At 64.0% G+C, this 12,570-nt stretch carries 11 protein-coding genes; 5 read left to right on the top strand and 6 right to left on the bottom strand.

Going from position 1 to position 12,570, the window contains the following annotated elements:
• The coding region (locus E7813_RS15575) for a M48 family metalloprotease (protein ID WP_291575342.1) at positions 1-1,379 on the bottom strand (1,379 nt) is incomplete at its 3' end.
• 28 nt (positions 1,380-1,407) lie between these two features.
• Complete coding sequence (locus E7813_RS15570) at positions 1,408-2,211, bottom strand: thermonuclease family protein (protein WP_291575340.1); 804 nt, start codon at positions 2,209-2,211, stop codon at positions 1,408-1,410.
• A gap of 195 nt (positions 2,212-2,406) precedes the next feature.
• Here E7813_RS15570 and E7813_RS15565 point away from each other — a divergent pair, with 195 nt between their 5' ends.
• The 4 genes from E7813_RS15565 to E7813_RS15550 all read left to right on the top strand — a co-directional run bounded on the left by E7813_RS15565 (position 2,407) and on the right by E7813_RS15550 (position 7,480).
• A complete protein-coding gene (locus tag E7813_RS15565; protein ID WP_291575339.1) occupies positions 2,407-3,612 on the top strand; it encodes an ABC transporter substrate-binding protein in 1,206 nt (401 codons plus the stop codon).
• Positions 3,613-3,636: 24 nt separating this feature from the next.
• Positions 3,637-4,425, top strand: coding sequence for an enoyl-CoA hydratase (locus E7813_RS15560; protein ID WP_291575338.1), 789 nt, complete (start codon positions 3,637-3,639; stop codon positions 4,423-4,425).
• A 1-nt stretch (position 4,426) separates the two neighbouring features.
• Positions 4,427-5,191 (top strand): hypothetical protein, encoded by a 765-nt coding sequence (locus E7813_RS15555; RefSeq protein ID WP_291575337.1) that lies wholly within the window; start codon positions 4,427-4,429, stop codon positions 5,189-5,191.
• A gap of 174 nt (positions 5,192-5,365) precedes the next feature.
• Positions 5,366-7,480 carry an acetate--CoA ligase family protein gene (locus tag E7813_RS15550; RefSeq protein ID WP_291575335.1) on the top strand — a complete coding sequence of 705 codons (2,115 nt, stop codon included), beginning with the start codon at positions 5,366-5,368 and terminating at the stop codon, positions 7,478-7,480.
• 236 nt (positions 7,481-7,716) lie between these two features.
• On the opposite strand, the gene E7813_RS15545 is transcribed toward E7813_RS15550, so the two are convergent.
• The 3 genes from E7813_RS15545 to E7813_RS15535 form a co-directional block, all read right to left on the bottom strand.
• Positions 7,717-8,517 carry an enoyl-CoA hydratase/isomerase family protein gene (locus E7813_RS15545; RefSeq protein WP_291575333.1) on the bottom strand — a complete coding sequence of 267 codons (801 nt, stop codon included), beginning with the start codon at positions 8,515-8,517 and terminating at the stop codon, positions 7,717-7,719.
• A 201-nt stretch (positions 8,518-8,718) separates the two neighbouring features.
• Entirely contained in the window at positions 8,719-9,879 is a 1,161-nt protein-coding gene (locus tag E7813_RS15540) for an acyl-CoA dehydrogenase family protein (protein ID WP_291575331.1), read from the bottom strand.
• Positions 9,880-10,084: 205 nt separating this feature from the next.
• Positions 10,085-11,149, bottom strand: coding sequence for an acyl-CoA dehydrogenase family protein (locus E7813_RS15535; RefSeq protein WP_291575329.1), 1,065 nt, complete (start codon positions 11,147-11,149; stop codon positions 10,085-10,087).
• Positions 11,150-11,424: 275 nt separating this feature from the next.
• Between E7813_RS15535 and E7813_RS15530 the strand changes: the two genes are divergently transcribed.
• The gene (locus tag E7813_RS15530) at positions 11,425-12,207 is read left to right on the top strand and encodes an SDR family oxidoreductase (RefSeq protein ID WP_291575327.1); all 783 of its coding nucleotides are present in this window, start codon (positions 11,425-11,427) and stop codon (positions 12,205-12,207) included.
• A 50-nt stretch (positions 12,208-12,257) separates the two neighbouring features.
• Here E7813_RS15530 and E7813_RS15525 read toward each other — a convergent pair whose 3' ends face one another.
• Positions 12,258-12,536 (bottom strand): GlsB/YeaQ/YmgE family stress response membrane protein, encoded by a 279-nt coding sequence (locus E7813_RS15525; RefSeq protein ID WP_291575326.1) that lies wholly within the window; start codon positions 12,534-12,536, stop codon positions 12,258-12,260.
• Positions 12,537-12,570 lie beyond the last annotated feature (34 nt).

Below are 12,570 nucleotides of genomic sequence, written 5' to 3'. Positions count from 1 at the left end.
GACAGCGATTCCACGGTGTCGCCGGGCTGCACCGTGATGACCTTGATGCGCAGCGGCCTTGCGGCCTGAATTTCCTCCAGCGTCAGGCGGCGGAAGGAATTGACGGTCTCGCGCGCGTTGCGGTCGCTCTCGGTGGTCTTCTGCTTGGCGGCGAAAATAAAACGGTAGACGTCGCTGCCGAAACGCAGCGCATACACCCTGAACTGCCATTGATCGCCGTGGGCGACCGCGGAGGCCGCCGGGAAGCCGTTGATCATCAGATCCTCGGTCGAGGCCTTGTCGACATTTTCCATCCAGCCGGAATTGAGATATTCGCCGAGACTCTGTTCGGCGGGCACCCGCGCCACATCGAAACGCATCGCCTGGGAGCCGCCCTCGCGCACGCCGACCACCGCCTGCGCGGTGTTGTCGAGCGTGAAGTTTTCGGGCGCGGCAAAGGTGAAGCCGAGCTTGGGATGCAGGAAGCGGCGGCCGCGGACGAACCCCTCGCTCGGATCCTCGCCATAGACGATGTTGTCGATGGCGCCGAGATAGCTTTCGCGATCGCGTTCGCCGCCCTCGGGCGATGAGTATTGCCGCGCATTGGCCTGCGCATTCTGCACGCGCTCCGGGGTTGCCGGATGCGACGACAGGAAGTCCTGCGCGCGCGGATCGACCGAGGTCTTTCCGGCTTTCAGCTCCGCATTGCGCTCCATCGCGGTCAAAAAACGCGCCGCGCCATAGGGATCGAAATGCGCGCGCGCCGAGATCGCAACCCCGATGCCGTCGGCCTCGAACTCCTGGCTGCGCGAAAAGCTCGCCATCGTCAGCTTGGTCTTGGCGAGCGCAAGCGCCGTCAGATCCGGATCGTTGCCCATGTCGGTGACGACGCGGGTGACGATCGCGGCCTGGCGCGCCTGGTCCTCGCGGATCGAAGCGTGCTTCGCCAGCACATGCGCCATCTCGTGGGACAATACCGAAGACAATTCCGAGGTGTCGCAGGCCAGTGCGATCAGGCCGCGCGTCACATAAAGTTGCCCGGTCGGAAGCGCGAACGCATTCACCGCGCCCGAATTGAGGATCGTCACCTTGTAGGCCTGGTCGGGACGATCGGACGCCGCGACCAGCCGATCGACGGTGTTGCCGATCAGGGCTTCCAGTTTCGGATCGTCATAGGCGCCGCCATAGGAGGACAGGATTCGCTCGTGCTCGCGCTCGGCGGCCGGGGTTTGCGCGACGGCCCGGGCCGGCTTGGCGGCGGGGGCCGGTGCCGTCGGCGACGCGGTCTGAAACCGGCTCATGTCGCCGCAGGCGGCCAGCGTCAAGGCCGCGCACAGCAGAACCGGCGCAGCCCAATGGCGGCGGCCCATCCCGGTCTCGTGCCGTCCCGCGCACGCCATCGCTTCAGAACCCCTTATGTCCAACGAGCTAATCCCCGCCGACCAATTCAATCTGTCCCGTCCGGAGCACCTCGATTCGCGGGCCGCCCCGCATTTCGACCCAGCCCCGAACACGAATTCGTCGATTTTCGAGAGACTTAAGGTCAGTTCCGGCAGCCCCGAAAGCCGATATCATGCGCCTTGAAATAGTCGCAGCAAAGCCTCGTGTCCAGTTCCGTCCGAAATTCAGGTAAGTCGTTGCCCCTGCCTGCCGCACCGAGAGGACCTTGCCCTCCACTACGGTAAACTGCCCGATCATGGCCAAAATATCGCCGGGACTTTCCGCGCTTTTGTTGGCCGCAGAATCGGCCCAGATTCCGCGCCTGGCCTGGCGCGCCGCCACCTCGGCGGCGCTCAGGCTCAAAGCACAGTCCTTGTCGGTCACGGTCGCCGATACCAGCGCATGGCCCTGTTCCAGCAACTGGCCCTGCACCGAGATATCGGCGCCATCGAGAAACACGAAGGCGGGCTGGCGGCCGTAACGGTCGGGGGCGTTGTCCTGTCCGCGCAACGTCACGTCATGGCCGGCCACGATCGCCGACAGCGCCGCGGCGCGGCTCGCGCCGGTTTGTTCGGCCGCGACAGGCTCGATGCCGGCCAGGCGAATCTCGCGGCCGTCGCTCATGCGAAAGCTGCGCCCGTCGATCACCTCGGTGACGCGGCCCTCGCCCTGCGGCTCGAAGTTGCATCCGGCCGCGCGGGCGGGGCTGGTCGCGATCACAAGGATGAAGCTGCACGGCAATGCCGCCGCGACCGACCCGATGCGCCGCGGCATGCTGCTCGCCGGTTTCATGACGCTGCCCTCAACCACATTCCGTGCAAGGACTCTTAGCCTGATCGGCGCGCGATGTAAGCAGTCCTGCGATCATTCCGGTTAGCGGAAAAACCCGCATGGGCTCGGCTTGCCGCTGCGCACCGCATGCGGCATGATTGCCGCAGCAAAATCGAGGCCGCAGGCAATGCGGCCCGTTTGACAGGGAGGCTTTCCATGAAACGCGCTGTTTCCGGCATTCTCGGCTCGGTGCTGGCCGTTGCCGCATCGGCGGCGATGGCGCAGGACAAGCCGCCGCTCAAGCTCGGCGGCATCCTCGACATGTCCGGGCTTTATGCCGACATCACCGGGCCCGGCAGCGAGATGGCCGCCAAAATGGCGGCGGAGGATTTCGGCGGCGATGTGCTCGGCCGCAAGATCGAGATCATCGCCGCCGATCATCTCAATAAGGCCGATCTTGCCGCCAACATCGCCCGCGACATGTTGGACAACCAGGGCGTCGAGATGATCTACGACGTGGCGGCGTCCGCCACTGCCCTTGCCGCCGGCGAGATCGCCAAAGCGCGCAACAAGATCGTCATCTTCAACGGTCCCGGCTCGATCCGGCTCAGCAACGAAGCCTGCGGCCCCTATACCGTGCATTACGTGTTCGATACCTTCGCGCAGGCCAATGTTACGGGTCTCGCCACCGTCAAGCAGGGCCTCGACACCTGGTTCTTTCTCACCGCGGACTATGCGTTCGGCCAGGATCTCGAAAAGGACACCAGCAATGTCGTGCTGAAATCCGGCGGCAAGGTGCTCGGCAGCGTCCGGCATCCGCTCAACACCTCGGATTTTTCGTCGTACCTGCTGCAGGCGCAAAGCTCCAAAGCCAAGGTGATCGGGCTCGCCAATGCCGGCGGCGACACCATCAATGCGATCAAGCAGGCGTCCGAATTCGGGATCGCGAAAGGCGGCCAGAAACTGTCGCCGCTGCTCGCTTTCGTGACCGATATCGATAGCGTCGGGCTTGAAACCGCCCAGGGCCTGTTGCTCGCCGAAGCCTTCTACTGGGACCTCAACGACGAGACCCGGGCCTTTTCCAAACGCTTCATGGAGCGCATCAAGCGGGTGCCGACCTCGGCGCAGGTCGGCGTCTACTCCTCAGTGATGCATTACCTGCAAGCGGTGAAGGCCGCCGGCACCACCGACTCCGCCGCCGTCATGAAGATCATGAAGGACACCCCGATCAACGATGTGTTCGCCAAAAACGGCAGGATTCGCGAGGACGGTCGCATGGTGCACGACATGTATCTGTTCGAGGTCAAGAAGCCGTCGGAGTCCGAACAGCGCTGGGACGACTACAAGCTGCTGGCGACCGTTCCGGGCAATGAGGCGTTCCAGTCGCTCGAACTGTCGCGCTGCCCGCTGGTGAAGAAATAACAACAGCGAATAAGGAAAACGCCGATGAATGACATGGTCCTTCAAAAACTCGATGGCGGCCTGCTCACGATCACCATGAACCGTCCCGACCGGCGCAACGCGCTCAATCCGGACATGACGCGCGGGCTGGTCGAGGCGGCGCGGCGCGCGGCGGAGGATCATGAGGTTCGCGCCGTCCTGCTTAAGGGGGCGGGCGGCACCTTCTGTGTCGGCGGCGATGTCAAATCGATGGCGGAGGGGCGCGCGCCGCTGCCGTTCGAGGCCAAGATGGTCAATCTGCGGCGCGGCATGGAAGTCTCGCGCATCCTCCACCAGATGGCAAAGCCGGTGGTGGCGCAGCTCGATGGTGCGGCCGCCGGCGCCGGCCTTTCGATTGCGCTCGCCTGCGATCTCCGCGTCGCCTCGGCATCGGTCAAGATCACCACCGCGTTCGCCAAGGTCGGATTGTCGGGCGATTACGGCGGCACCTATTTCCTGACCCAGATGCTCGGCAGCGCCAAGGCGCGCGAGCTTTATCTGCTGTCGCCGGTACTGTCGGCGCAGGAGGCGCTGGCGCTCGGCATGGTGAACCGCGTCGTGCCCGACGCCGAAGTCGATGCCGCCGCGCATGAGTTGGCGATGTCGCTGGCGCAGGGCCCGTCGATCACGCTCGGTTACATCAAGAAGAACATCAACAATGCCGAGCATTTGCCGCTGGAAGCCTGTTTCGACGCCGAAGCGATCCACCATTCGCGCTCCGGCGAGACCGCCGACCACAAGGAAGCCGCCAAGGCCTTTGTCGAAAAGCGCAAGCCCGCCTTCCAGGGCCACTGAGATGGCGCCTTATATGAGATTGCGACAGATCTGCCTGGTGGCGCCGCATCTCGAGCCTGTAGTCGGCGACATCTCCGCGATCATGGGCCTTGAGGTGTGCTACCGCGACGGTAACGTCGCCAAGTATGGCCTGGAGAATGCGCTGCTGCCGGTCGATACCATTTTGCTGGAAGTGGTCGCACCGTTTCAGCCCGGCACCGCGGCGGGCCGCTTTATCGACAAGACCGGCGGCCGCGGCGGCTACATGGCGATCTTCTGCTGCGACGATCCCGACGGGCGTGCCAGGCACGCTAAGGAAATCGGCGTCCGCGTCGCCAACGTCATCGACCATGCGCCCTATCACGGCGTGCAACTGCATCCGCGCGATTGCCGCGCGGCGTTCATCGAATTCAATCACACCGATGGCAGCGACGATATTCTGGGCGCCTATCCGCCGGCCGGGCCGGACTGGCAGCAATCGATCCGCAAGGATGTGACGCAGGCCCTGACCGGGGTGGAGATGCAAAGCCCCGACCCTTCCGGCCTCGCCGCACATTGGGGACGCATCATCGGAATTCCCGTCAGTCAAAATAACAACGGCGAGCCGGAACTGGCGCTTCCCAATTGCACCTTCCGTTTCGTCCAGGGCACCAGCGACCTCATGAGCGGCCTGACCTTCAAAGTGCGGGACATCGACGCCGTCCGCCACGCCGCCAAGACCCGGGGACAGCCGGTATCAGGCGATTCGTTTCTGCTCGGCGGCGTCACGTTCCATCTGGCGGCGTGAGCGTGGGCTCGTTTCTTCCGTCATTGCGAGGAGCGAAGCGACGAAGCAATCCATCTTTTCGGCGGGCATGGATTGCTTCGCTGAGCCTGTCATCGGGCGCGCGTTCGCGCGACCCGTTGGCTCGCAACGACGATAGATCCTGTACCAGGCAATAATAATAAGGAACGTCCCGTAATGCCGCATCCGCTCGACAGCTTCTTTGCGCCCGACAGCATCGCCATGATCGGCGCATCGCGCGACCACGAGAAAATTCCGGGCCGGCTGCTGTCGATGCTGCGCAAGAACGAATTTCCGGGTCGGCTCTATCCGATCAATCCCAACTACGGCGATATCGACGGGCTGAAATGTTATCCCTCGATATCCGATGTCGGCCAGCCGATCGATCTTGCCATCATCATCATTCCGGCGCGCGCGGTGCTCGGCGCGCTGGAACAATGCGCCGCGGTCGGCGTCAGGAACGCGGTGATCATCTCGTCGGGATTTGCGGAAGAAGGCGGCGACAGTGCTGCGATGCAGGACGCCATTGTCGCGCTGGCGAAGCGGACGGGGATGCGGATTTCCGGCCCCAATGCCGAAGGCTTCTTGAGCGAGGTGCAGAAGGTCGCGGCGACCTTCAGCCCGACCGTTGATGTCAAGCCGGGTCATGTGCCGCTGGTCGCGACCAGGCGCCGGGCGGCCATCGTCGCACAATCGGGCGGCATCGGCTTTGCGATCAAGCATCGCGCCAAAGCGCTTGGGGTTGCGATCAGCTATTGCGTCAGCGCCGGCAACGAGGCTGACTTGGGCGCCGGAGAATTCCTCGAATACATGGTGCAGGATTCCTCGACCGACGTGATCCTGCTGTTCATCGAGGGTATTCGCGATGTCGGCAAGTTTCTGGCCGCGGCTCGCCGCGCCGCGGAAATCGGCAAGCCCGTGATCGTGACAAAGGTCGGCCGCTCCAGCGCCGGCGGGCGCGGGGCCGCTTCGCATACCGCCAGCATGGCCGGCTGGTCCGCGGCCTATGATGCGGTATTCGCCAAATACGGTTTCATCATCTCCAACGACCTCGACGAGGCCGTCACCATCGCCGCGCTGCTGACCACGAGCCCAATGCCCAGAGGCGACCGCGTCGCCGTGCTCACGGTGTCCGGCGGCGGCGGTATCTGGGGCGCGGACACGGTTTCGATGCAGGGCCTGCAGGTGCCGGAATTGTCGCAATCGATCCAGGCGGAAATCCGCACCTTGATTCCGTCCTATGGCGCGTCATGCAACCCGGTCGATGTCACCGCGCAAGGCGCCAACAGCGGCGGCTTGCAGAAGAGCATCGACCTGCTCAATGCGTCCGATGAGGTCGACGCCATTCTCGTGGTGCTGTCGCTGTCGAGCGAGGTCCGGATGCCGTTCAAGCAGGCGGAGCTGAAGCCCGTCATCGACGCCCAGAACAAGCCGATCGTGTTCTATTCCTACACGCTGCCGTCGAACTTCGCGCGCACCGAACTGGCGAAGTCCGGCGTCGTGGTGCTGTCGGGACTGACGCATGTTGGGGTCGCCATGCGGCAGATGCTTCAGCGCGCGAAATTCAGGCTGGCGCCATCGATGGATGATGCGGCGCCAGCCTCGCGCGATTTCTCCGGATATCTGAAATCCGCAACGCTCTCGGAATTCGACAGCAAGGCGCTGCTGCGCGACGCCGGCATCGCCTTGCCGGACGAGGTGCTGGTGACGACACGCGAGGCGCTGGATGCCGCGATCGCCCGCATCGGCCTGCCGCTGGTGATGAAAATCCAGTCGCGCGATATCCTGCACAAGAGCGAGGTCGGCGGCGTGCGCGTCAACTTGACGACCAAGGGTGAAGCCTTCGCGGCCTACCAGGCGTTGCTGGACAGCGCGCGGCAGCATCGCCCCGAGGCTGAAATCCAGGGCGTGCTGGTCTCTCCGATGGCGAAGAAGGGCGTCGAGATCATCGTCGGCACTCTCTTGGACGCGACCTTCGGCTCGATGGTCATGGTCGGCCTCGGCGGCATCACCACCGAATTGTTCAGGGACGTGATCTACCGGCCCGCGCCGGTGAGCGCGGTGGAAGCTGCCGCAATGCTCGGCGAACTCAAGGCGGCGCCCTTGCTCAACGGCTTCCGCGGGGCGGCGAAAACCGATGTCGCAGCGCTGGCGCAATTGATCTCGCAGCTATCGGTGCTGGCGGCGAGCGCGCGCGAACACATTGCCGAAATCGAAATCAATCCGGTGCTGGTGCATCCGATCGGGCAGGGCGCCACCATTGTCGACGCGCTGGTGGTGGCGAGGGGCTAGCAACTAGCATTCACTGCCTCCGCGGCGACGGTGCGCTCCCTTTCCCCTTGTGCGAGAGGGTTGGGGTGAGGAGTTCCGGCCTAACGTTCAACCGAATCCCTTCACCGATAGACCGTAACCCCTCACGCGGATCGCATCTGACGATGCGACGTAGCCGAAGCATAGCTTCGGCGTTCCTTCAACAACGGCCGCCGAAGGCGGCCTTTACCTCTCCCACAAGGGGAGAGGTAAAGAGCTCACCGCCCCTTGAAGTTGGCGACGCGGCGTTCGGCGGTGGCCTTGACGCCTTCCTTGAAATCCTCGGTCGTGCGCAGCCGGTTTTGTTCGACCAGTTCATGGTTGGTGGCGGCCAGCACGCGGTCGGCGAGGCCGGCGCGCATGGTGGCGCGGGTCGAGATCAGGCCGAGCGGCGAGCATTCGGCGATTTCCTGCGCCAGCTTGATGGCCTCGGCGCGGACCTGGTCCTGCGGCACGCAGGCATTGGCAAGGCCCATCCGGTAGGCTTCTTCGCCGGTCACGCGCCGGCTGGTGTAGAAAATCAGTTCGGCGTTATTCTTGCCGACTAGTTCGGGCAGCGTCGTCGTCAGCCCGAAGCCCGGATGAAAGCCGAGCTTGGTGAAATTGGCGGCAAAACGCGCCTCGGGGCAGGTGACGCGAAAATCCGCCGACACCGCAAGGCCCAATCCGCCGCCGATCGCGGCGCCATGAACCGCCGCGACGATCGGTTTCTTGTTGCGGAAGATTCGCACCGCCTGGACGTAGAGGTGGTTGATGGGCAGGTTCGAGGCCGGGTCGGTCTTGGCGCGGGCCTCGGCCTCCTGCCGCGCCGGATCGCCGAAATTGGCGCCGGCGCAGAACGCCTTGCCCTGGGCGGCGAGCACCGAGGCGCGGATTTCGATATCGCGGTCGAATTCCTCCAGCGCGTCCGCGATCTGGTTGATCAGCGAGACATCGAAGAAATTCAGCGGCGGCTTTTGAATTTCGATGATGCCGACGTGGCCGGTCTTCTCGACGCCGATATCCGTGAATTTTGTCATGATGTGATCTCCGGTGAATAGATGGCCGAAATATTACGGCAATAGCGGTGAGCTCCCTCTCCCCTTGTGGGAGAGGGTTGGGGTGAGGGGTCACGGTCTATCGATAGGCCTTAACCCCTCACCCGGATCGCATCTGTCGATGCGATCCGACCTCTCCCACAAGGGGAGAGGTGAAAAGAAAGCGCGGTCCAGGCCGCACGCCTAGCGCAGACCAAGTCCGCGCGCGATGATTCCGCGCAGCACTTCGGTGGTGCCGCCCTGAATGGTGAGCTTGGGCGCGACCTTCATCGCGAACGGCAGCACCGTGTCGAGGATGGCGTGATTGCTGGCGTCGGGCTCGACGAAGGCCGCGAGATCGCGCACCCGGTGCGGCAATTGCTGTTCCCAGATCGTGCCGATGTCCTTGACGATGGAAGCCTCCACAACCGGCTCCTTGCCGGCGTGCAGCATGCCTGCGACCGACACCGACATCCGGCGCATGGTGTGCAATTGCGCGACCAGCCGTCCGATGCCTTCGGCGCCGCGGTTGTCCGGTTCTTCGCCCAGCGCGCGCACCAGTTCGGTCAGCACGTAATAGGTTTCGAGAAAGCGTTCCGGGCCGCTGCGCTCATAGGCGAGTTCTGAAGTGGCCTGCTTCCAGGCGCCGTCCTTTTCGCCGAGCATGTGATCGTCGGCGACGAAAGCGTCCTGGAACACCACCTCGTTGAATTCGGACTTGCCGGTCAATTGCGCGATCGGGTTGACCTTGATGCCCGGCGTTTTCATGTCGACCAGAAACTGCGTCAGCCCGTGGCGGCGGTTTTCCTTGGTCGGCGGCGAGGTGCGGAAGATCGCCAGCATGTAGTTGGCGACCTGCGCGGACGAGGTCCAGATCTTGGTGCCGTTGATCAGCCAGCCGCCGTCGGTCTTGGTCGCCTTGGTCTTGGCGGCGAACAGGTCCGAGCCCGAGTTCGGCTCGCTCATGCCGATCGAGAAACAGACCTCGCCGCGGCAGATGCGCGGCAGGATCTCCATCTTGATATGCTCGGGCGCGTATTTCAGCAGTACCGGGCCGCTCTGCCGGTCGGCCACGAAAAAACGCCGCGTCGGCGCGTTGGCGACGCGCATTTCCTCGGTCACCACATAGCGCTCGAGAAAGCTGCGCTCGTGGCCGCCGTATTTCTTCGGCCAGGTCATGCCGATCCATCCGCGTTCGCCGACCCGCTTGCTGAAGCCGGGCACGTCGTTGTCGCCGCCCTGCGGGCTGTGCGGGTCGAACGTGCCGGCGGCGATTTCCTCGGCGAGGAATGCGCGGACTTCCTTGCGCAGCGTTTCGCATTCGGGCGGCAGGCGGATGGGATCGAAACGGAGAGCTGCGGTCATGTTTGATCTCGACAGTTGGATTCTCGCACGTGCGGCAGCGGAAGTGCGCTCCCTCTCCCCTTGTGGGAGAGGGTTGGGGTGAGGGGTTCAGGTCTATCGACAGTCTGTAACCCCTCACCCGGATCGCATCTTCGATGCGATCCGACCTCTCCCACAAGGGGAGAGGTGAAGGAAAACGCATGTTGGAATTTGTTCATAGGCTTCCCTAGCGCGAGGCGACCAGCGGCCACAATTCGTCGGCGCCGCGCGCGGCGACGCGCTTGCCGAGTTCTACCGCCCAGTAGCTTTCGTGGCCGAAATCGTCGCGCCACGCCAGCGCGCGCATGGTGTAACGATGCAGGATGTGTTCAAGCGTGTAGCCGATCGCGCCGTGCACCTGATGGGCGATCGCCGCACCTTTTTCGGCCGCCTCGGCGCAACGGATCTTCGCAGCCGTGGCTTCCAGGAACACGGCATCGTCGAAGCCCGAGGCGTTGGCGATGGTATCCGCCGCCGAGCTCGCCGCGGCCATGGCGGCGGCGGTCTCGCCGGCGAGCCTTGCGAGATTGTGCTGCACCGCCTGGAATTTCGAAATCTTCTTTTCGAACGCGACGCGCTCGCCGGAATAACGCACGCTGATCTCCAGCATCGATTCCAGCGCGCCCGCGATCTGCAGGCTTCGCGCCACCGCGCCCATCAGCATCAGCGAATCCTGGTCGAAGCCTTTCGGCGCCGGCTTGATCGCCACCGGCGTCACATTGTTGAACGTCACGGTGTCGCTGCCGTCGCTGGCGAGGTTGAGGCCGGCCTCGATCCGGCAACTGGTTGCATCGACCAGCGCGATCGAGAAGCCGCCGGCACCTTGCGCCAGCACCGCGATATGCCTGGCATCCCTGGCAAAGGGCACGCCGCGCGCGCGGCCCGACAGGGTGCCGTCGGCATTGAGCGCGATGCGGTCTTTCGGGCTTGCCGGCGCAATCGTCATCGCGCCGTCGGGCGAGGCAATTTTGGCCTGCGACAGCAGCCATCCCGCCAGCATGGTCTCGGCGAGCGGCACCGCAATCGCGAAACGCCCGGCCGCGCTGAGCACGCTGAAACCTTCGGCGAGGCTCGCGCCCGAGCCGCCGCAATCCTCCGCCACCCATGACAGCGGCAGGCCGGCCTCGCTCAGCGCCTGCCACAGCGGCGCTTTCCAGCCGCCTTTCTTGTCGCGGTTGATGGTTTGCGCATCGGCCAGATCGGCGAATATCTTTTCCGCGGTCTCGGCGACAATATTCTCACTCTCCGCCACAGCGTTCCCCGTTTTGACCCGCACCCGCTTTGCCCGGCGGTTCCGCCGGGCATCGGAGTGCGGTGTTTTCTTGCACCGCATGATGAGGAAAAGCTATCCTCGTGACAAGCGCTGATGTCCGTCGACAGGCCTGCAAAGGCGGCATGCGGCGATGGCCGCCGCCGAATTAATTCCGCGCAACGGAGATTCGCCGATTTGCAGGCATTTCGCCCCGCGCTATGGTAGATGGCGCTACGGCTGGACAGGTTCAAAAATCAACAAAACAGGAAATGCGGATGTCGAAGGATGGTTTGTGCGCGATTGTAACCGGCTCTGCGTCCGGCCTGGGGGCGGCGACCGCGGCCATTCTGGCCAAGGGCGGTGCGCGCATCGTGGTCAATTATTCCTCCAGCCAGAAGGAAGCCGAAGCGACCGCCGACCTCTGCCGCAGCGCCGGCGCCGAGGTGGTCGTGGTCCAGGGCGACGTGTCCAAGGACGCGGACTGCAGGAAGATCGTCGCGGCGGCCGCCGCCTGGGGACGGCTCGATGCGCTGATCAACAATGCCGGCACCACCAAGCATGTGCCGCACGACAATCTCGACGGGCTGTCGGCGGAAGATTTCCAGCGTATATTCGGCGTCAACACCATCGGCCCGTTCCAGATGGTCCGGGCGGCGAGGTCGCTGCTGGAAGCCGGCGCCAAGGCCTCGGGGCGCGCTTCCACGGTCGTCAACGTCTCGTCGGTCGCCGGCATCAGCGGCGTCGGCTCCTCGGTGGCCTATGCCGCGAGCAAGGGCGCGCTCAACACCATCACCTATTCGCTGGCGCGCGCGCTTGCGCCGCTGATCCGCGTCAACACCGTTTGCCCCGGTTATATCGATACGCCGTGGTTCACCAAGGGCCGTGGCGAGGCCGGCGCCAAGCTGGTGCGTGATTCCGTGGTGGCGAAAGTGCCGCTCAAGCTCGCCTCGACCGCCGACGACATCGCCGCTTTGGTGTGCTTTCTCGCCACGCCGTCATCGAGCACCATGACCGGCGAAGTGGTGCGGATGGACGCCGGCATGCATCTGATTACGTAGTCTCGTCATTCCGGGTCTGGTGCTAGCGCACCATCCCGGAATGACGGAAATCATTTGCTTCCGAAATCGGAAATCACGCCGCTGGCCACCAGCCTGTTCCAGATGAACAGTACCACCAGCGCGCCGATGGTCGCGGTGATGAAGCCCGCGCCCTGATCCGGGCCGTAATGGCCGATGGCCTGGCCGACGAAGGTCGCCAGGAACGCGCCGGCGATGCCGAGCACGGTGGTCAGGATAAATCCGCCGGGATTGTTCGGACCCGGCGAAAGCAGCCGGGCGATAATTCCCGCGATAAAGCCGACGATGATGATCCAGAGAATGCCGCTCATGGCTGTCGTCCTTTTGTTTAAAAGCAGAATGTAA

The sequence above is a fragment of the Bradyrhizobium sp. genome (assembly GCF_004799405.1).
Taxonomy (GTDB): Bacteria; Pseudomonadota; Alphaproteobacteria; order Rhizobiales; family Xanthobacteraceae; genus Bradyrhizobium.
Note: the sequence above shows the minus strand (reverse complement) of the source record. Positions and strands in the feature narration are given on the sequence as shown.

Excerpts from the sequence above, each read along its gene's own strand:
- E7813_RS15570 (WP_291575340.1), bottom strand. The coding sequence starts at position 2,211 with ATGAAACCGGCGAGCAGCATGCCGCGGCGCATCGGGTCGGTCGCGGCG.
- E7813_RS15565 (WP_291575339.1), top strand. The coding sequence starts at position 2,407 with ATGAAACGCGCTGTTTCCGGCATTCTCGGCTCGGTGCTGGCCGTTGCC.
- E7813_RS15560 (WP_291575338.1), top strand. The coding sequence starts at position 3,637 with ATGAATGACATGGTCCTTCAAAAACTCGATGGCGGCCTGCTCACGATC.
- E7813_RS15555 (WP_291575337.1), top strand. The coding sequence starts at position 4,427 with ATGGCGCCTTATATGAGATTGCGACAGATCTGCCTGGTGGCGCCGCAT.
- E7813_RS15550 (WP_291575335.1), top strand. The coding sequence starts at position 5,366 with ATGCCGCATCCGCTCGACAGCTTCTTTGCGCCCGACAGCATCGCCATG.
- E7813_RS15545 (WP_291575333.1), bottom strand. The coding sequence starts at position 8,517 with ATGACAAAATTCACGGATATCGGCGTCGAGAAGACCGGCCACGTCGGC.
- E7813_RS15540 (WP_291575331.1), bottom strand. The coding sequence starts at position 9,879 with ATGACCGCAGCTCTCCGTTTCGATCCCATCCGCCTGCCGCCCGAATGC.
- E7813_RS15530 (WP_291575327.1), top strand. The coding sequence starts at position 11,425 with ATGTCGAAGGATGGTTTGTGCGCGATTGTAACCGGCTCTGCGTCCGGC.
- E7813_RS15525 (WP_291575326.1), bottom strand. The coding sequence starts at position 12,536 with ATGAGCGGCATTCTCTGGATCATCATCGTCGGCTTTATCGCGGGAATT.